The organism is Puniceicoccaceae bacterium (assembly GCA_040224245.1).
Classification (GTDB): domain Bacteria; phylum Verrucomicrobiota; class Verrucomicrobiia; order Opitutales; family JAFGAQ01; genus JAKSBQ01.
Window position 1 is genome coordinate 69,279 of sequence record JBEGIR010000075.1, and the last position, 21,765, is coordinate 91,043.

The following is a 21,765-nucleotide window of genomic DNA, read 5'->3' on the forward strand; positions in this document are numbered from 1 at the left end:
AGCCTCGATCCCGCCTGTCAACCCGCAACCCTCAAGGTATCACCAATGACAGAGAATGCCTATATCCATCCAAAGTTCTCCCGAAACTCAGAGAGTACTTGCAGGCTTGCCTTGCGTCGCAAATTCCACAACTACCCCCTTGCGCATAACAGCATGCACTTCCTCTGGATTCTCAACCGGCAAACTGCACTGTCTGCCATGACAGACGAATACCTGCGCATGCTCCGATGCCAGTGTTTGCGCAAAGGGTTCCACCCCTCCATCGGTGCCAAATACCACCTTGCCAGGTAGGTACACACGATGCACAGCCCGTAACAACTCACGGTGTTTCACTCCTCCAGGCTCTCCCGAAATGACAACACGCGTCATCGGAGACTGCTGCCACAACCGGGCTTTGAGCAAATAGGGGAGATCATCTGGACGCTCCTGCAATGCAACCTGATAGTGGTTCAGGCTTTGCGACACCACCGCTTGATAGTCCTCGTTTTCCGTTATGGCAGCGAGCTTCAACAGTGCGAGAACTGCCACCGAGTTTCCCGCAGGTTCGGGACCATCGTGTTCATCCTTGAGTTCGAGAATTTGTGATCCATCAGATTGCGTCTGCCAAAATCCTCCCGACTTCTGATCATAAAACCGCGCGATCATTGCCTGTCCCAGTTCCTCTGCAAACTGCAGGTATTCCGGGTCGAGCATCGTCTCATAAGCATCGAGCACACCATCGAGTAAGTAGGCATACGAATTGAGCCACTGAAAAGAATCAACGTGCCCTTTTCGCCAGCGCAGGTTCAATCGCCTCTCTTCGGGTTCCCAGAGTTCCTTGCGGAGAAATGCGATGGCATCCCGCGCGACCGCTGCGAAGGTGTCATCCTCCGAAACACTCGCATACTTGGCAACCGCGCCAATCATCAATCCGTTCCACGCCGTCAGGACTTTGTCATCCAGTCGGGGTCGTGTGCGCTGTTCTCTCACACGGTAAAGCTGGTCAAGAATGTCTCGCAAGCTCTCAAAATCCCCATGAGACAGGGAGTCCTGATGCCGACGCAGTATCAGCTCGCCCGTCGACACCCCCGTATGCGGATTCACAAAATTTCCCTCAGGTGAAATTTCAAAGTACTGCTTCAGAATCTCCATTGCTTCAACTGACAGCGTTTGCTGCAATTCCGCTTCCGTCCAGAGATAGAATCGCCCCTCTTCTCCTTCGCTCTCTGCATCCTCCGCACTGTAAAAGGCCCCCGTTTCGCTCAACAGGTGTTTCATCGCATATTCGGCAATGCGCCGGGCCACTCCCAAATACCGTGTTTCACCTGTGACGGTGTAAAGATCCACATACCACTCCAATAATTGAGCATTGTCGTAGAGCATTTTCTCAAAGTGGGGAATGGACCACGCCGCATCCACCGCATACCGGGAAAACCCTCCGCCCACTTGATCAAATAGACCTCCACCTGCCATTTGATCCGCAGTCAACTCCAGGCGCTCCATCCAGGATTCATCTCCTTCGACGACCGCATACTGCAGGAGAAATGACAAGATGGATGGCATGGGGAACTTGGGAGCTGGGCCAAAACCACCAAATTCCTCATCATACTGCACTTGAAATGCATGCACCGCTTTCACAATCGACTGCATGGGGTCACCATCCGCAAATCCACGTTCGCGCTCAGTAAACTCACGCAATCGTGCAGCCATCTCGTCGGCGTTTTGCTCCAGTCGCGACTGATCCCGTTCCCACAGGTTTGCCAGTCGCTTCAACAGGTCTGCAAAGCCCACTTGCCCCGACTCACCCTCAGGTGGAAGGTAAGTTACACCGAAGAATGGCTTCAGCTCGGGCGTCAGAAAAACGTTGAGCGGCCAACCAGTCGATCCTGAGAAGGATTGCATGAACATCATATAGATCCGGTCAATGTCCGGCCTCTCCTCCCGATCAACCTTAATGGATACAAAACTCTCGTTCAGAAGTGCCGCAATCGCGGGATTCGAAAAGGATTCCCGCTCCATCACATGGCACCAGTGGCAAGTCGAATAGCCGATGCTGACCAGGATGGGCTTTCCCTCATCCCGAGCTTTTTGAAATGCTGCTTCCCCCCAGGGATACCACTCCACCGGATTGAATTGGTGTTGCAGCAAATAGAGAGAATGCGATCCAGCCAGGTGATTTGCCCGAGGGGCATTGGGGGATGCCTCCATACTTGCAGTCACACCGAGCAGACACAGCATCAGGCTCCAGAATGTCTGAAGCATGAATGCAGTTGGAACGTTACAGGGGTTTTGCATCATGGCAGTGGGGATTGAAGTCATCTCTCGCGGATACAGTCCAGGTTTTCAATACCATGCGCACCCTGTATGGTAATGGTATACCAGACCTGCTGGAGGTCAGCTATTTGCCCATAAACGTAAAAAGTGCTTCGGCTGGTTCGATCCCCCAACCCTATCCATCTCAAGATGTCTCAGAATTTCCGACTGGAAACCACGCTAAACCGATACCGCACATCCAATGCCATAGCTATTTCTATATCTTTTGAACTACCTACCCCATACCCTCTTGCCTTCGATCCCGCTCAACATTAGCAACAATTTCAGATCTGAAACCGCTGAAACCGAACCCTGACGGTAACAGCGGATTCATCTCTCGACCCGTCTGCACCTGCATCGACCCACGAACACCCCATGCTCATGCGGTACTCCCATATCCTGAAATCCCTGCTGACCGTGCCCGCTGTATCCATTTTGGGATGGGCAGGTTCCATCGAAAGCCAACCCTTTGCTTCTGCTTCTGGCGGAAGCGGAAATACGTTGTTTCAGCGCCTCACTCCGGAGGAAACAGGACTCATCGTCAATAACGCCTATGACGATCCCACAATGTGGTCCAAACGCTACCGGGAGTTCATGGGAGGGGCCATGGGTTCAGGAGTTGCGGCCGGTGACTTCGACGGAGACGGTTTGGTCGATCTCTATGTCAGTACCAAAACCCGTCCGGGCAGACTCTTTCGCAATCTCGGAAACTGGAAATTTAAAGATGTCACCGATAAGGCAGGTCTCAGCGGTGCAGGTTCTGTCGTGGGATGGCTGCAACAAACCCTGGGCGGCTCCAAAAATGCCATTTGGGGACAAGGTGCGGTTTTTGCCGATGTCAACAACGACGGTTGGCTTGACCTCTACATCTGCCGCAATGATGCCCCCAATTTGCTCTACATCAATCAGGGTGACGGAACATTCAAGGAAGAAGGTGCCAAGCGCGGTCTCGATCTCTCTGATGGCAGCGTCATCGGAGCGTTTGCCGACTACGACCGCGATGGCTGGCTCGATGTCTTCATCCTCACCAACCAGATGGACGGCACCGAACCGTCCGGTCGCAGGGATTTCCTCTATCGCAATACCGGTGATGGCTATTTTGTGAACGTCACTGAATCAGCCGGTATCGCAGGCGAAACGTTTGGGCATTCCGCCACCTGGATCGATGCCGATGGTGACCTGTATCCCGATCTTTACATCGCCAATGACTTTCTAGGTCCCGACCATTTTTACCTCAACAACAGGGATGGAACGTTTTCCAACGTCATCCATCAAATCGTGTCGAACATTCCCTACTCCTCCATGGGTGCCGACCTGGGAGACATCAACAACGACGGTTTCCCCGACCTGCTTGTTGCTGATATGGCAACCACTACCCGGGAAAAAGACCGCCGGGGCTTGGCGGCCTCACGCAGTGATATTCTCCGGGCGAGCGCACTGGAGGACGCGCCACCTCAGTACATGCGTAGCGCACTGCTGCTGAACACCGGAACCGGTACTTTTGGGGAAGCAGCCTGCTGGGCTGGTGTAGAGGCCACCGACTGGACCTGGTCCATTCGCTTTGAGGATTTTGACAATGACGGATGGACCGATCTGCACGTCACCAACGGCATGGTCCGCGAAGCCAACAACAGTGACATCTTCGCACGAATGATGCGCGCCATGACCGACCAGCAACGCATCAATGTAATGAAGCAGTCCCCCCGGCTTGACGAATCGAATCTCGCCTACCGCAACCGCTCTGGTCATGGGTTTGAACCCGTTACCGAAGCATGGGGACTTGAGGATATCGATGTGAGTTTCGGAGCCGCCACTGCCGATTTTGACAACGACGGGGATCTCGATCTGGTTTACCTCAACTACGACGGAGGTCTGAGCATTTTCCGCAATGATGTTTCCGGGCAACACCGCATTCAGGTGCGTTTGCAGGGATCAACATCCAATACCTTCGGTGTAGGCGCCACGGTTCTGCTCGAAACCGATGCGGGCCTTCAGATGAAACCCATGGTCATTTCCCGCGGTTACGCCTCAGGCAGCGAAATGGTCGCTCATTTTGGTCTTGGCCAGGAGACACAGGTGCATCGCCTGGTCGTGCAATGGCCTTCAGGAATCCGTCAGGTGGTCGAAAACATCGAAGTCGACCGCGCTTACCTCATTCACGAGTCTGCCGATCATACGCACGAGCAAACACCTGTCTTGAACCCACTGTTCCAGTCGGTTGCGAAGGAACGCGGCAGTGCCATAGCCGACGCCTCCGAACTCGCGATTCCCGATCGTGAGCAGGAGTTTATTCCCTTTCGCACGGACCGCGCAGGTCCCGGAATCGCTGCGGGGGACCTCAATGGTGATGGCCAGCCGGATCTGGTGCTCGGCGCAACCACGGGTTCTCCCCGACAGGTGCTGTGGTCGAAGGGAGAACGCTTTGAGACACAAGCCATTTCCAGTGTGCAGGACAACCCCGTTGAAGACGGGCCGCCACTGCTCATCGACTTTCATGGAACGGGTCACTTCGATCTCATCGTCACCAAAGCCAGTGCCAATCAGGCCAAGTGGCCCGAGGGTTTTCGGCCCGAGCTTCATCTCAACAACGGAAAGGGGCAATTTACCCACGCAACAGATGCCTTCCCCGATGTCGCCGTCAACACAGGTGCAGCCTGTCTGGCGGATGTGGACGGCGACGGATTGCTCGACCTTTTCCTCGGGGGTCGCTCCATTCCCGGGTATTACCCGCAGTCGCCCCAAAGTTTTCTGCTGCTGCGGGAGGGGTCCCAATTTCGCGATGCCAGTACCGCACTGCCCAATGATGGGAAAATCGGACTCGTGAAGGGGGCAGTCTTCCGCGATGTGGATCAGGATGGTCATCCGGATCTGGTGGTTGCGCTCGAGTGGGATGTCGTTCGGTTTTTCCACAATCAGGGGGATGGCACCTTCAAGGATCAGACCGAAGCCTTTGGTTTCGACAGTGGGGGCCGTGGATGGTGGAACGGTATTGCCGCAGCCGATTTTAATGGCGACGGTCGCCTCGATTTTGCGGTTGGCAATCTCGGAACCAATACGCCCTATCGAAGCACAGCGGAGCAACCCTACACTTTGTTTTACGGACACTTCTCAACCAGTGGCACCCGCCACATCCTCGAAGGGGTTCCAGACGGTGGGACTCTCTATCCCGCCCGAGCCAGGGTCGACATCGGTCTGCACTTGCCGGAAGTGCTTCGCAAATACCCGCGAAACGACGACTATGCGCGCGCCTCGCTGGAGGATATCTTTGGGAAAGAGCGTCTCGCAGCAGCAAAGCGTTACGAGGTCGATCAATTCCAATCCGGCGTTTTTCTCAGTCAAGAAGACGGCACCTACCAGTTTTCACCACTCCCGTCCAATGCGCAGATCGGACCGATCCTGGGTTGGGCGGTTTGCGATGTGGATGGGGATGGGCACACCGACCTTATCGCTACGCAAAACACTGATGTCGCCATTCCCCACTTTGACGGCGGATTTGGACTCGTTCTCCTGGGCCGGGGTAACGGTACTTTCGAACCCATGCACCCCACCCGCTCCGGCATCGTGCTTCACGGTAACGGACGCGCTATCCTTGACCTGCCAAACCCGGCCAACGGCGCACCCGATCTGTTTGTGACTCGCCATGGCGGAATTTCTGAGCATTTCGCAAACCAATCCGACAGTGCACGTTGGCTGCGCATCCAGTGCGTCGGACCCGCGTCCAATCCGACCGCGACAGGTGCACGCTTGGTGGGAACGGGATCGGATGACAGCCGTTACTACCACGAGATTGGCAGCGGTGGCGGCTGGTTCACCCAGTCCACCCTTCCGGTGGCCATCGGTATTGACCCCAAGCTGCAATGGATGGATCTCGAAGTGCTCTGGCCTGATGGTGCCGTCAGTCAACAACGGATCGATCCAGCCAACGGCACAGCAGTCGTGGCCCACCCATCGCTTCCATGATTCAGCTATTCCCAGGTTCCCATGAGTCCTTCTGATCGCATTTCGCAACTTGTATCCCGGCCTTGGATCAAAACCGCCGTCCTGATCTGTGTGAGTTTCGTGCTGATCGCGGTCGTGCAACTTCCCTACCTGAGGTGGGTTCAATCGCTCTCTGCACAGGGCACACCCGCCCCAGCGTTGAACGCCGATTCCCCCACAGGCTACGAACATCAGCTGCGTCATTTTCTCGGTCATCACGAGCGGGGGAAAACATTTCGCTGGATTCAACGGGTGCAGAACCTGCCCGAGCACGGACTTCGCACCGAACCCCACTACACTCAGGACAGTCTGCCAGAGGGGCGGGGTGAATACGCTCCCCATCTCTACCTGTGGTGGCTCGGACTAGTCGCGAGTCTGATCTATGGCTGGGGCGCCGCCTCCTTTGGCATTGCAGCAGAGCAACTCGCGCTTTGGGAACCCGTGATCCTGCATGCCAGTGCGACTTCAATTGCCCTGATTGCACTGCGCCACCGCTTGAAGTGGCTGCCCATGAGCGTCGTTGCCCTGGCGATCAGTGGTTTGCCCATCTTCTCTGGACAATTTTTACCCGGTGTGCTCGGCCCACGCACGGTCGCACTGCTGCTCGCTGGCGTGGTATTGGGACGAGAACTGCTCACCCCTTCCAACACTCCACAGCGAACTGGGTTTCACATCCTGCAAGCCCTGCTGACGGCCTTTTGTCTCTGGCTCGATCCGGGAATCGGATTTCCCCTCCTACTGCTCACAACCCTTACCGCATGGACCCGCCGAGCCACCGTGAACCACTGGTTTCATAGCCTGCTCGGCCCGTTGGTGGGGGCATCCATGCTCGCACTGGCATGTGGATTGGATCGCATCCCCTGGCAAGCCAGTGCAACTGAATTCCGGTATGTGCATCCCCTGTATGCCGTTGCCTGGCTGGGGCTGGGTGGATTGCGCCTGACACCGCTTTTCTGGAGTCCGGCAAATGGGGGGAAACGGTTTTGGGTGATGGGAGCATTGCTTGCCATTGCCGGATTGCTTCCCTTGTTTGCGGTACAGATTCATCACGGGTTTGCTGGGTGGGCCTATCCCTCAACATTCATGCAGCGCCTGACTTCGCTCGATGAAACCATCGTATTCCCAAATTTGCTGGCGTGGCTGCGCCACTCTCAGGGAGCGGAGTTACTGTTTATCCTGCTTCCCATGCTCAGCGCAGCTCTCATGATCGGCTTCGCCTGCTGGAAACACGACTCCAAATCGACTGACACGAACCCACTTCCAGTAGCCATCCTGCTGTTCGCGTTGTTGCTGTTGTCCACGTTTTGGGTGCGCTGGATCGTCGTTCTGTCGGCGCTTTCGATCCTTTACCTGTCCCTGCGCTTTGATTCACTCTGGAAGCGTTCACCGTGGGTAATTTTGACCGTGCTTCTCGTCTATGGAAGCGGAACCCTGGGCTGGCAATACAAGAATCCCGGTATATGGACCCGCCCGCACGGAGATCAGGCTCCGGGAACTCAGGATGTCCATGCACTGGTCTATCGCAGCGTTGCCCACTGGCTGTACGCCCAGAATCCAACCGTTCCAAGGCGGGTGCTCGCTCCGCCCGAAGCCTCCGACTTCCTTTCGTTTCACGGGAACAGCCAAACCCTTATGTCTACCGCATGGGAATCCTATCCCGGGCAGGTTGCCGCATCCCGCCTGCTCAGCGCACCCGAGTCCACCGAAGTCGAGTCACTGATCGAAGCCACCACGCTCACCCATGTCATTCTGCCGTCCTGGGATACGGTGCTGCCCCTGCTCGTTCGGGAACCTGCCGAAGCCGACCGGGATACCCTCTATGACCGCCTCCAGCGCTGGGTGTTGCCGCCAGTCCTCCGGGCAATTCCATACCATCTCCCCGATATTCCCAGTTTCCTCGATCAAAAACTTGCTGTATTCAAAGCAGTGGACCCGCAGACTGAGGCACTCGGACTCAGTCGGCTTGCAGAATATTTTGTGGAAATGCGCCGCGACGAACCCGCTCGTCTGGTTGCTGAAGCACTGGCCTCCACCTTCCCCGATAACCGGGATGCCGTCATCGCACGCGCCCTGGTCTATAAGCACCTGGGGCAGCGCGTCGATTTCCTCAATGAACTGGCAACTCTGGTTGGAGACATCGCCAATGCAATGCCTGCCACCGCATGGGATCGAAGCGTTCAACGTGCGATTGTGCTGGCCCACGGCAGCCGCCTGATGCTGGCCAAGGCCGAACTTGAAGACTGCATCGCTACCGCCCAGACATCCGATCTGCTGCAACTCACCCCCCTTCAGGCTCATCACATGCATGCACTCATGCAGCACCACAACCTCCGCTTTCCCTCAGACGATCTAAACAACTTGCTGCGCTCCCTTGGTTCCGACTATCGCAAGTAGCAACTCCAGCTCCTGATATTTGCTCAAAAAAATGATCCCTACCCAATATTTCAGACACACATGACAACGCTACGATCCACTCTATCCTGCATGATTGCTGTGCTGGCCCTGCTCCCAGCCGTCACTGCTGCTCCTCAACCGCAGGACAATCCGGTGCTGTTCTGGAACAATGAACTCATCAATGCAACGCGCCTCTCCCGAAATCCTCCACCAATTGCAGCCCTGCATTTCGCCACCTATCATCTCGCAATCTTTGAAACCATCAACTCCTTCGATCCCAAGTATCAGCCATGGCTGGTTAGCGAGCGTGCCCCCGAAGGTGCCAGTCTCACAGCTGCCGTCGCCGCAGCAGCCTACCTCTGTCTCGACGAACTCTGGAAGCAGCGAGCCAATCCCTACAACTTTGAATCCGCATACCAGCGCGCGTTGGCAGCCGTGCCCAACGATTCTGCCCGAAATCTCGGACTGGACTGGGGACGCACTGTAGCTCGGGCAGTCCTCGACGAACGCGCAAAACACCCCGTACCACCCCCCGAACACAGCTATGCGGCTCAGGACCAAGGGGTCTGGCGGGAAACTCCCCCTGGTTTTCGCCCAGCCATTGCTCCTCGTCTGGGTGAGGTGAAACCTTATGCTCTGCGTTCATCATCCCAATTCCGGGCTCCTCCACCCCCACCCCTCGACTCTGAGGAATACGCAGAGGAATTGGAGATGGTGAAACGCATCGGACCCCGGGATGCCGCAGAACGCGATGAATACCAAACGCTCAGTGCTCCTTTCTGGGCCGATGACATTGGCTCCGCAACCCCTGCAGGTCACTGGAATCTCATCGCCCAGGACATCACGCGTCGTCAAAAGCTTTCCGTTCCCGAAACGGCCCGTCTCTTTGCCTTGCTCAACATCGCAGCTGCAGACGCGGGCATCACCTGTTGGGAAACCAAATACTACTACCGCACATGGCGGCCTGAGACCGCCATCCGGGAAAGCCTTCCCACAACCAATCCCCACCTGCAAACAAACCCGGATTTTATCCCAAGCATGGCGTCACCGGCGTTTCCGTCCTACACTTCCGGACACAGCACATACACCGCCGCAATGACCCGCATGATCGAGCGCTTCTTTGACAGCGACGCGATCGCATTCACCACAACATCCGATGGTCTTCCCGGTGCTGTTCGCAGCTACGAGCGCCTGTCGGATGCACGGAGAGAGGTGGGCATGAGTCGCATCTGGGGCGGCATCCATGTCATGTCCGACAATATCGAAGGACAAAAAGCTGGCATTGCGGTAGCCGACTGGATTTTTGAAAACGCCCTGCTTCCCATCGACCCCTGATTTAACCCTAATCATCCCATCATCATGAACAGTCCCACCAAACTCCTGATCTCCCTGATCTCGAGCCTCGCAACTTTTTGTACAGTTGCAGGTGAACCCTATTTCCATTCGGTTCCGCTCCGTTCTGCTGAAACCGAAGCTGCACCCATGACTCCGATGCAGCAGATCGAAGCGGAGCAATCCGGAATGACCGGAATCAATCGCTACGAAGATCCACGCATGTGGAGTGATCGATTCCGCGAATTCACGCTCGGCGCAGTCGAAACCGGAGTTGCCGCTGCAGATTTTGATCGCGACGGATGGATCGATGTCTTTGTCGTCTCGCGCAACGGCGCCTGTTCCCTCTACCGTCAGGTGGCGCCATTTCAGTTTGAGGATATTGCTGAGGAAGCCGGGGTGACGGCAGAGGGTCCCGAAAACAAGACGGGACCAACCGTTGTTGACATCAATCAGGACGGATGGATGGACCTCTACCTATGCCGCCTCGAAGCACCCAACCTGCTCTTTATCAACAACGGTGACGGCACGTTCACCGAAAGGGCCGCATCCTACGGACTCGACATCAGCGATGCATCGGTGCATGCGGTTTTTGCCGACTATGACCGGGATGGTTACCTCGATTGTTACATCGTCACCAACATTCTTGATTTTTCAAAAAACCCCCAGGGCAGTCGCGATTACCTGTTGCGCAACAACGGCGACGGCCAATTTGTAGACGTATCCAAGGAGGCTGGCATCTGGGGTGTTTCTCAGGGACACGCCGCGATTTGGTTTGACGCCAACCGCGATGGTTGGCCCGACCTCTATGTCGCCAACGACTTTGAAACTCCCGACCGCTTCTACCTCAACCAGGGAGATGGTACGTTTGTGGATGTCGTGGACATCCGCCTTCCCCATGTCACCTATTTTTCGATGAGCGCCGACTCCGGCGATCTGAACAATGACGGTTACATGGATTTCCTCGTCACCGACATGCGCGACCGCACACACGAAAGCTTCATGACGGGCATGGAAGAGATGGGGCGTGGTCTCTGGGAGATGGAGCGAACCGCCGAGCTGATCCCCCAATACCCATGGAATGCGCTCTATCTTCACTCGGGCAGCGATCACTACCTCGAAGCGGCCCATATCACAGGCATGGATGCAACGGGCTGGACCTTTGGGACACGACTCGCAGATTTTGACAATGACGGTTACCTCGATGTGTTTTTTGCCACAGGCATGATCCGCAACTTCATGGACGCGGATCTTGTGGATCGACAAAACCGCGCTCCTTCCCTAGCCGCCCGCGCTCAGGTCTGGCGCAATGCTCCACCGCGAGACGAAACCTCATTGCTGTATCGTTCGATGGGAGGTGCCGATGCCGGTCTCCATTTTGAGGAGGTTAGCGAGCAGTGGGGGCTTTCCGCATCGGAGGTCTCTTTCGGATGCGTTGCAGTGGATCTCGACAACAACGGTGCACTCGATCTGGTAGTGGCAAACTATGACGCCCCGCCGACTGTGATCCGAAACCTGCACACGAGTGGAAATCGAATCACGGTGAAACTCGAGGATCGTCCACCCAACCGGGACGGTATCGGTGCTGAGATTCGGGTTGTCACGAAGTCACGCACTCAACTGCGCCAACTCTTTACCGAACGGGGCATTGTCTCCAGTGAAGCTCCCATCGCCCACTTTGGTCTGGGCAAGGATGACATCATTGAGCACCTCTCCGTCACGTGGCCAAACGGGCAGGTCCAACACCTTCACGACTTGCCAGTCAATCATGCCTACACCATTCAAAAACCGCCTGCACCCACCGAAAAGCACAGCACACCTGAAGCCCAGCCCAAGTCACCCCTGCTGCGCGAGGCATCGCAAGAGCTCGGTCTGGTTCATGCGAATCAGCTCATGCCGGTTAACGAGCTGAGTCGCGAGCGACTGCTCCCGCGTCGGCTCAATGGCGCAGGCCCCGCGCTCGCAGTGGCGGATGTCAACCAGAATGGTCGCAGCGATCTGTTTGTTTCGGGCACTGCCCAGCAAGAGGGCACACTCTTTTTGCAGCAGGAAGACGGCTGCTTCGAACCCGCACCCTCCCAACCCTGGCGGAATCAGGCCGAGAGTGACGATGTCGTTGCCGTCTGGGTCGACCTCAATGCCGACGGTCTGCCCGATCTGCTCATGGGAGCTGGCGGTGTCGCCTATACCGAAGGAGATCCGCGTCTGAAGGACCGCCTCTACCTCAATCGCGGCAAGGGCGAGTTCGAACTTGCCGACCCCGCACACTACCCTGTCCCTGCAATCAGCACGGGAACGATTGCAACAGGGGATTTCGACGCAGACGGACAAGTGGACCTCTTTGTCGGTGCCAGGGTCACTCCGGGAAACTATCCTAACGCCCCATCCAGTTACCTGCTCCGCAATGACAACGGTGTTCTGCTGGACGTGACCGACACCCTGGCCCCGGAACTTCGGAACATCGGCATGGTCACCCGCTCCACTTTTGCGGATGTGGATCTCGACGGGCTGCCAGATCTGGTTCTCACGCGGGAATGGGGGCCGGTTTCCGTTTGGCGAAATACCGGAACCGGATTCGAGTGCATCACCGCAGCTTCAGGACTCTCCGTACGAACCGGATGGTGGAGCGCCCTGGCCATTCACGACGTTGATGGCGATGGCCGCCCCGACATCATTGCGGGAAACAATGGTCTCAATACCAAGTACAGTGCCAGCAAAGACGCTCCTACGGTCCTGCTGGCCGGGGTCTTTGACAGCTCGGGAACCCACCAGCTCGTGGAGGCAAAAACCATCGACGGTCGCCTGCTTCCGGTTCGAGGTCGAAGCAAGCTGAGTTACAGTTTTCCCTGGATGCCATCACGTTTTCGAACGTTTCTCGATTACGCAAATGCCAGTATTGAAGAAATTTTCGATCCCGAAGCACTCGCAAGCGTGCGCCGCCTGGAAGCAACGGAACTGGCGAGTGGCATCTTCTTCAATCGACTGGATGCTTCGGGACGCATGTATTTCGAGTTCAAACCACTTCCACGCATGGCTCAGCTCGCCCCCATTTTCGACTGGCTCGTGGAGGACCTCACCGGTGATGGCATCGCCGATCTCATTGGTGTCGGAAATCACTTTGGTCCCGAACCCAGCACCGGTCGCTTTGATGGAAGTGTCGGTATTGTGCTGAAAGGTCAACCGAACGGTGAATTTGAACCCCTGCTTCCCGGGCACTCCGGTTGGGTGGTGCCAGGAGAATCCCGCTCTGTCGCTTCCATTCCTCTGGCCAATGGCTCCAGGGCCATTGCCGTTGCCCGCACGCGCGGTCCGCTTCAGGTGTTTGTGAGCGAGTGAGTCCACCGACAAAAAGGCGTGCGGATTGCCATCCGCACGCCTCGGTCAAAAGTCATTTGCAACCTCAGTCAATCCGCGTGTGCGGACCCACCGTTGCACCCACAAATCCGCCCGCAACCGCAGTGGTCAGCATCTTGGCGTCCAGGCGCTCAGCAAGTGACATCCACTCGCCGGGTTTGACGGCATACTCAAAGGCACAGGTATCAACTCGGGTGACCACCCGAAAATCCACGGATTCGCCTGCGGGTAATTCAACGCTTGCCAGAGTTTCCACCGCGTCTTTCAGCGCACGCTCAAGGTAGAGCTCCATCTTTCCGTCATCGTTTCGCCGAACCGCCGCATAATAGTGGTGCGTGTCGTTCTGGAAGACCGCCATGCCAGCAGAAATACCTGCCGACTCGGGCACCTGCACACGCAGCGCAGCATCAAAGATGCGATGCTGTACCCGACGTGCCAGAAAGCTCGGGTTGTTGCGTTCGTAGAGTTTCTCCTTGCGGGGATGCAGCTCCAGCGAGCCTTGCGCTGCGTCAAGCTGCCACCACTGCTCGGTCGGCGTGCGCAGCATGATCCAGAGCTTGGAGAGTTCCGAACCGTTAAAATCATCGCGCCAGCTGAAATTTCCGCTCATCGGTGCATCCGGGTTTTGCACAAACGACTTGCCAGCAGGAGCGTCGATCACCAGTGGCACACGCTCAGTTGAAGGCAGAATCATGGGCCAGCCACCTTCAGGCCATTCCATCGGCAAGATGAAGGTCTCCCGTCCCATGGGTGAAAATCCGCGGTCGTAGGGACGCACGCCAAGGAAGACAGCATACCATTCTCCATCCGGACCTGTTACATAATCCGCATGCCCCGTGCAAGTCACCGCTCCGGCAACCGAAGGATCGAGAAAACGCTGCGTCAGGATGGGGTTTTCCTCCCAGGGTTCGTAGGGTCCGTCAGGTTGCTTGCTGCGAAAGATCACCTGGGAATGATCAGGGCCAGTGCCGCCTTCCGCACAGGACAGGTAATACCAGCCGCCGCGCTTGTAGAGATGCGGTCCCTCGATCCAGATAGGTTTGGTCGAGATATCAACGCCCCCATTGACCAGCACTTTGCGCGGTCCGATCATTTTTTTCTCCTTGTAGTCAAATTCCTGAATCCAGATCGCCCGGTGTCCGTCGTAGAGCGGCGTTCCTTCCGGAGCACCGTTGTTCACCATCCAGGCGCGTCCATCATCGTCAAAAAACAGGGAGGGATCGATGCCTTCGAAGGGCGTATAGACCGGGTCAGACCAGGGGCCTGCAGGATCTTCCGCCGTTACCACGAAGTTTCCCCGTCCGCCTACCACCGTGCAGACGGCATAAAACAGTCCGTCGTGATGGGTAATCGCCGGAGCAAACATGCCATTTGAAACAGGCAATCCATCAAAATCAAACTGCTCTGGACGGTCAAAGATGTGCCCGAGCTGAGTCCAGTTCACCAAGTCGTTGCTGTGGAAGATCGGAAGTCCCGGGAAATAGGCAAAGGTGGAGTGAATGAGGTAATAATCATTCCCGATCTGATGAATGCTGGGGTCAGGATAGAAACCCGTCAGGATCGGGTTGCGCAGGGTTCCCGGTTCCAGCGGAGCCTTGACGTCGGGATCGATTCCCGAATATTCAAACCACTCAAACGCAACAGGGGCCGGGGCTTCCCCCGCCTGGGCATTGAAGTTCACGCCCAGTAGCAAAAGAATGGCTGCCAACTGGATTGCGCATCGCCTGGGCAATGCAAAACGAGAGTAAGAACCTGATTGTCTCATGAATGATCGATTGGGTTGTGATCCGATACCGCACCACCCCTATGGATGGGGCGATCCGCAATGGGTCCTGGTGCATCCGTAGTTGGCACCAGGATTCCCGCCACGCCAGCGGGAAGAACGAGACAAATGGTCTAGCGCAAAACTCAAGCCCTCGCAAGGCAGCATAAGATAGATGCATGCTCTATCCTTTGTCATAGGCGGTTCTGCAATTCCTAACTGCTGTTCCGTTTTTGCGGCAACACCCGACGTTCACCGATGCTCCAACCCGCTTCCGCGCAAGCGTCGATCACCGCTCTTGCTATGTCCGGACCTGCAATGCTCAATCCACCTGGATGATGTGATTCTTGATCGCAAACATCACCGCCTGGGTGCGGTCATTCACCTTGAGTTTCTTGTAGATATTTGCCAGGTGAACCTTCACCGTGCCTTCGACCAGATTCAGTTTGTCCGCGACTTCCTTGTTGCTCAAACCATGGGCAACACACTCCAGGATGGTAATCTCACGTGGGGTGAGTTTTGAGGTGAAACGGAAAATCATACGGGATGAAATTTCCGGCGGAATGTAGCGATCCCCTCCAGCAACCGTGCGGATCGCCTCGAGCAACAGATCCAGCTCCATGTCCTTGACTACAAATCCGTCTGCCCCGGCCTGAAAGGCGTTGAAAATCTCTTCGCCATTGGCGTAGCTGCTGTAGACCAGCACATTGCAGCGCTCCCATTCCTTTTTGAGGATGCGGATCGTTTCGATTCCCCCTTGCTCCGGCATGCGCAGATCGAGAATCACTACATCGGGCCGTTTCTCCAGGGCTGTGCTTACCGCCTCCATGCCATTTCCGGCTTCCGCAATCACAACCATATCAGGTTCATGCTCAATCGCCGATGCAATGCCCATGCGCATGGCAATGTGATCATCCACGAGCAGGATGCGGATCTTGCGATCCGGGTTGTTTGACCATTTATTCATATCGCATCTCCTCTGGGTATTGGTACCCGAATCGAAACACGGGTCCCCTTGCCAATCTCACTGACGATGTCAACCGTTCCACGAAACCGTTCGGCGCGATCCAAGACCCCGCGAAGGCCCAATTGGTGAGAACTGTGCGTGACATCCTGAACGTTAAATCCCTTGCCGTCGTCTTCAATTTCCACCAGCGCATGCTCCGTTTCAAAGTTCAAGCGGATCACGATATGTTGGGCCTGCCCATGTTGGATTGCATTGGTGATCGACTCCTGCGCAATGCGCAACAGGTGGTGCTGTGTGGATCTGGGCAGCGGAAAGGCCAATCCCGATGAAATCACTTCGATCTGAATCGCCCGGCTGTTGACCAGCGATGCGACGCGTTCCAGGGCGAGGGCAAGGTTTTCGTCCTTCAACAGGGGTGTTTCCATATCCCAGACCGCATGCTTCACTTCCTGGTGGGTATAGGTTAAAATGGTCTTCGCACGACCCAGTCGACGCTGCAATTCTTCCGTTAACCCACTGCTCTTGAGCGTCGAATCCAGAATGAGTTTCAACCCGCTCAGTCCCTGTTGCACGCTGTCATGAATCTCATGTGCAATGCGGTTGCGCTCTTCGTGAACTGCCCGGCTGCGCTCTTCCTCTCTCAGCCTTCCCATCGTGAGTTCAAGCTCGTGCGTGCGCTCATCCACCAGCCGCGCCAGTACACGGTTGCGGTTGCGCGCCACGGCAACTGGAATCGCCGACAACAGTGCCACCAGCAGAACAAACCCAAATCCATAAATTCCATATGCGAGCGCACTGCGGTACCATGGCGGGTGAATCGTGAAATTCAGCTGCAACGGCTCACCCAGGGGCAGATTTGCATCCATGAGCGTCACTTGCATGCGATACGATGCCTCCTTCAGATTCGGGATGGTCAGCCCCGAGCCGGATCGCGTCAGACTCCACTCTGAAAATGCACTTTTGAGGTCAACGCGATACGAGAGGTTGTCGTAGGCATAACTGCCCGAAAAGAAGCGAAAGCTGAGCGTATTCTGGTCATAGGACAGCGAGGGAAAGCTGTCACCTTTTGCGGGAGGAAAAAGCAGTTCCTGCGTCTTCGCATCGGAAACGGATACGAGGCTTGGCTTCGGGTTCCGAGGCACTTGATCCGCATCACCCGGATACACCAAATAAAGGGAACGCCTGGCGCTGACCCACAATTCGTCATCCCCAAACAGGCGCAAAATCGGTGAGGGTTCTCGAATCAGTCGCGCGGGTCCCAGGTCAAAGCGGTAACCATCCTTTTCCTTGCGCAGTATCGATACGCCTCGATTGTGGGACAACCAAATGTTGCCGACGGAATCCTGCACGGTGCGCCAGACCGGAAATGGGGATTGCTTCAGCAGTTTGTCGATCTCCGGAGCCTGCGTGTAGATACCGCTGAGTTTATCCACATACACCCGCTGATCGTCGGGACCAGTGAGCACCACATTGTCTCCGATCGAACCGATGTTCACCCACGATGCCTGCTTCCAGGGAAACTGCTCAAACACCTGGGTCAGCAGCTGTTGTCGTTCAAGGGTAAGCCTCGCCACTCGATTCAGTCCCAGCTCAATCCAGACAGAGTTCCCAATCTTGTGAACAATTGACGGAAATCCCAATCCCGGAATACGCCGCACAAACTCATTCCACTGGTCTCCTTCGCGCCGTATTGCCGTGATTTCATACGACCCAATGACAATGCAGAGGTCCGGATTGAGCGGCACTACGCGCGCCACATCCATATCCGAAAGCACTGACTCCATCTTGCCATCCACATCGATGGAATACACGCCGATCCCATTTCCAATCAGCATTTGCGATCCGCATCCGGCAACCGTCAGATTGAAGGAATCCGGCTGATTGGGAACCGGACGAAAGCGCAAGGTTCCAGTATCCGTATCCTGATACGACTCAAAGATGATCCCATTGCTCGAGATGAGGATGCCCTTGTCCCATCTGCAGACTTCCGGCCATTCCGTTTGAAGCCCACTGCGATGGTCCAGTGTCCTGACTCCGCTCCCGTAGTAAATCTTCCCGACCCCTTCATCTGTCGCATACCAGAGCACGCCGGGTTCATTGGATACGATCTGGTGCACTCGTTCATACTCGGGGCCTGTCAGTTCAAGAACCACGTTCCCATCCGATTCCAGGACCAGGATTCCTATTCGCTCAACGGCAACCGCCACGTTGCCTTCACTCAGGTAACACAAGTCAATGGCTCCGCGTGCGTCCGACAGATCCAGATCCGTCACCCACTCGGAGAACATCCCATCTTTCATGACCATGAACCCGCGCAGTGCATGTGTGAAGAGGATCGAATCCGAGGCCACATGGGTCGCATTTTTCAAATCCCTCGGAAAAACCGGTTTCACCGGCACGGGAGACACTGCAAACTGCTCCATGTCGAAGCGCATCAATCCGATCGACAATACGGACACATAAAACTTGCCCTGATATTCAAAGACCTGCTCCAGCCCGGGCAGTTGCAGGTAGCGATGCTTGCCGGTGCTTTCGTTGTAATGCAGTAACCCATTCCAGTTGTAAAAGAATGCGCCGTCTTCCGTGATCAGAATGTGATCAAAATCTCCGCCTAGCGTCCACTCCGGTCGCGCCTCCGGACTCAGGCTCACCGGGGTATAGAGTCCGCTCTCCTGACGCTCCAAAGTACCCCAGTGCCCGTGCGATGCAAAATATCCCACACCTTCCGGCGAATAGGCCACCTGAGTCAGGGTGTGCTCGATCGGGTCCTTCTCGTCGATCAGGTTGATCCATTCGTTGTCATTGAGCACCATCAGTTTGTTGTAGCGCACCACCATCAGGCGACCCAGTGGATCAAATCCGATGCGAAATCCAGGCGTGATGTCACCAATGTCATCGAGCGAATAAAAGCGCTTTGGCGGCAGCCCGACGGTCTCAGCAATCAGGGAATGCGCCAGCGACAGCAATACGGCGGCGATCAGGATGCATATCCCGGAATTGCGCCCTCCCAAAATCCATCTGCCACGGGTGTTCACCCCATCACCTCCTTGTGTGCGTTTCTCATGGTTCACGCAACTGGGAAACCAGTCGATATCGCTTTCCCGCCTCGGCAGGCCATTCATACAAATAGGTCTGCGGGACCGGATTCACCTGCGCAGGTGCCTGTGCAACCACAACTGGACTCTGAATTTCCGGCACCGCGAGCAGGCCAGAGGAATTCGCATCCATCACACTGATCCGGCGCAGTCCCTCCGGTCCGGACAAGGGCACCCAGGACCGGATGCGTGCGTTGCCATCCTTGGTGGCATGGATCACTGCGGACTCCAACTGCCCATTCATCCACTCCAGCTCCACCGTGAATCCGCCACGCGCACGCAGCCCACTCACACGCCCCTGTCCCCACGCGTCTGGCAGGGCCGGCAGCAGGAAGAGGGAACCATCGTGGGACTGCAGCAGCATTTCTGCAATACCGGCAGTGCAGCCGAAGTTACCGTCAATCTGGAAGGGAGGATGCGCATCAAACAGATTCGGATAGGTGCCTCCTTTGCCTTCATAGCCATGAATCACAGGGCAAGGCGTCAGCTGCTCGCGGATGAGCTTGAAGGCACGGTTCCCATCCAGCAGGCGCGCCCATAGGTTCACCTTCCACCCCATGGACCATCCTGTCGATGCGTCGCCACGATGCTCCAGCACAGAGCGCGCCGCAGCAAACAGCTCCGGTGTGCGGAAGGGAGAAATCTGATTACCGGGATGCAGTCCATACAGGTGGGAGACATGACGGTGGTCGTCGTCCGGTCGATCCCAGTCCTGCAACCACTCCTGCAGCTGCCCATAGCGTCCGATGTGCATGGGCGGCAGGCGATCCCGCGCCGCCCGAAGCTCTTCCGCCAGCTCAGCATCCACTCCAAGCACGTCAGAAGCCGCGATGACATTCGAAAATGCATCAAACACGAGCTGCGAATCCATGGCATTGCCCGGAGCAAGTGTGGTACCATGAAGGTGCGCATTTTCCGGTGAAACACTGGGACTGACCAGCAACCAGCCGGTTTCGGGATCGTGTACCAGCATGTCCAGACAGAATAGCGCACATGCTTTCAATACCTCATATACCGATGCCAGAAAGTGCTCGTCTCCGGTGAACAGGTAGCGCTGCCAGAGGTGCTGGCTGAGCCACGCCCCACCCATCGGCCACATGCCATAAAAGGCACCATCCACCGGTCCCGTGATGCGCCAGATATCCGTATTGTGGTGCAGCACCCATCCGCGCGCACCATACATCGACGCAGCCGCATCGGCTCCAGTCTGCGCCAGGTCCTCCAGCATGCCAAAGAGCGGTTCGTGCATTTCTGACAAATTCGTCAGCTCCGCCGGCCAATAATTCATTTCGGCGTTGATGTTGACCGTGTATTTGCTGTCCCAGGGTGGGTTGAGGTGTGGATTCCAGATGCCCTGCAGGTTTGCGGGCTGAGTGCCGGGTCGCGAGGATGCAATGAGCAGGTAGCGCCCAAACTGGAAATACAGGCTCACCAGCTGCGGATCGTTACCGTCAAAAAAGGCCTGCACACGCTGGTCCGTAGGCAGTTTCGCCGCCTCAGTCACTCCAAGATCCAGCGATACGCGATCATAAAACTGTCGATAGTCGGCGACATGATCCGTGCGCAGGGCTTCATACTGGCGTCCCTTCACTCGCTCCAGCGGCTCGAGTGCACGCCTTTCAGGATCGGCGCTGAGGTCTGCAAAGTTCACAAAGTTGGTTCCGATGGAAATGAACAGCTCCAGGGTATCCGCCGCTTCGATCTGCAGGTGATCCGACTCCACACTCAGCTTGCCGCCCTGAAGTCGTGGCAACACCCGGGCCTGAAACTGCACACGGCCTTTTTTGTTCTCCTGGTCCCCCGAACGGCCCGCCAGCACCAGCTGTTCTCCATTCGTGCTCACGGTGTGCTGCAGTTGCGGGGTCGAAAAACGCAGTGTGCAGTCAATCGCACCCGGCTGATCCGCCGACACCCGCATCACGATGACCTGGTCCACTGCGGTTGCAAAATATTCGCGCTCGTAGGTCACGCCATCCACCACATAGCGGGTGCGTGACAGCGCGTTTGCGATATCCAGCTCGCGCTCGTAGTCGGTCACGGCTTCATGTCCCGGAAAATCCACCCACAGGTCACCCACGGTCTGATAGGCCATGCCGTTGTTGGAGTCGGCTGGTGCCTGAAATGGAATCACCTGCATCAGGAGTTGCTCGGCTTCCTTGTATTTCCCGTTCGCCAGCAGCTCCCGCGCATCGGGCAGCACTTCCCGAAAGCCATCCGGAAGGTTGTTGCCCGGTTCACCCGCCCAAACCGTGTCTTCGTTCAGCTGCAGGCGTTCCGTCCCGGTCGTTCCAAAAATCATCGCTCCCAGCCGTCCGTTGCCGATGGGCAGGGCTTCCACCCATTCCGCAGCCGGTTCCGCATACCAAAGTCGATCCAACGGTGAGGTCTCAACTTCGGCTCCATTCGGCTGCGCCATGTGCGCAGGGTTTGACAGGTCTGCGTGCAAGCTGCCCGCCACGCAAAGCGCAGCGACCGTGCAGATGCACTGAGTGAATTTGGGGTATCGCATCATCTCAAAAAGCCAACAGGGTATTGGGTTCACCGGACAGAACCCGCTCTATGAGCGCGAACCACCCGACACACAGATACCT

The 21,765-nt window shown here is 56.4% G+C and carries 9 protein-coding genes; 4 read left to right on the top strand and 5 right to left on the bottom strand.

Going from position 1 to position 21,765, the window contains the following annotated elements:
- Positions 1-87 precede the first annotated feature (87 nt).
- Entirely contained in the window at positions 88-2,241 is a 2,154-nt protein-coding gene (locus ABQ298_13250) for a thioredoxin domain-containing protein (protein MEQ9825345.1), read from the bottom strand.
- A gap of 432 nt (positions 2,242-2,673) precedes the next feature.
- Here ABQ298_13250 and ABQ298_13255 point away from each other — a divergent pair, with 432 nt between their 5' ends.
- From ABQ298_13255 to ABQ298_13270, 4 genes are all read left to right on the top strand, one after another.
- Positions 2,674-6,252: an FG-GAP-like repeat-containing protein gene (locus ABQ298_13255; protein MEQ9825346.1), complete on the top strand. Its 3,579-nt coding sequence runs from the start codon at positions 2,674-2,676 to the stop codon at positions 6,250-6,252.
- A gap of 21 nt (positions 6,253-6,273) precedes the next feature.
- Positions 6,274-8,664: a hypothetical protein gene (locus ABQ298_13260; protein ID MEQ9825347.1), complete on the top strand. Its 2,391-nt coding sequence runs from the start codon at positions 6,274-6,276 to the stop codon at positions 8,662-8,664.
- Between the two features lie 90 nt (positions 8,665-8,754).
- A complete protein-coding gene (locus ABQ298_13265; protein MEQ9825348.1) occupies positions 8,755-9,999 on the top strand; it encodes a vanadium-dependent haloperoxidase in 1,245 nt (414 codons plus the stop codon).
- Positions 10,000-10,023: 24 nt separating this feature from the next.
- Positions 10,024-13,332 carry a VCBS repeat-containing protein gene (locus ABQ298_13270; GenBank protein MEQ9825349.1) on the top strand — a complete coding sequence of 1,103 codons (3,309 nt, stop codon included), beginning with the start codon at positions 10,024-10,026 and terminating at the stop codon, positions 13,330-13,332.
- Between the two features lie 64 nt (positions 13,333-13,396).
- Here the strand turns inward: ABQ298_13270 and ABQ298_13275 are convergent, their stop codons facing one another.
- From ABQ298_13275 to ABQ298_13290, 4 genes are all read right to left on the bottom strand, one after another.
- The gene (locus tag ABQ298_13275) at positions 13,397-15,115 is read right to left on the bottom strand and encodes a glycoside hydrolase family 43 protein (protein ID MEQ9825350.1); all 1,719 of its coding nucleotides are present in this window, start codon (positions 15,113-15,115) and stop codon (positions 13,397-13,399) included.
- Positions 15,116-15,434: 319 nt separating this feature from the next.
- The gene (locus ABQ298_13280) at positions 15,435-16,079 is read right to left on the bottom strand and encodes a response regulator transcription factor (protein ID MEQ9825351.1); all 645 of its coding nucleotides are present in this window, start codon (positions 16,077-16,079) and stop codon (positions 15,435-15,437) included.
- Positions 16,076-19,150, bottom strand: a complete 3,075-nt coding sequence (locus ABQ298_13285) for a sensor histidine kinase (protein ID MEQ9825352.1) — start codon at positions 19,148-19,150, stop codon at positions 16,076-16,078. The genes ABQ298_13280 and ABQ298_13285 overlap by 4 nt, the downstream gene beginning before the upstream one ends.
- Positions 19,140-21,686: a glycoside hydrolase family 95 protein gene (locus ABQ298_13290; protein MEQ9825353.1), complete on the bottom strand. Its 2,547-nt coding sequence runs from the start codon at positions 21,684-21,686 to the stop codon at positions 19,140-19,142. The genes ABQ298_13285 and ABQ298_13290 overlap by 11 nt, the downstream gene beginning before the upstream one ends.
- Positions 21,687-21,765 lie beyond the last annotated feature (79 nt).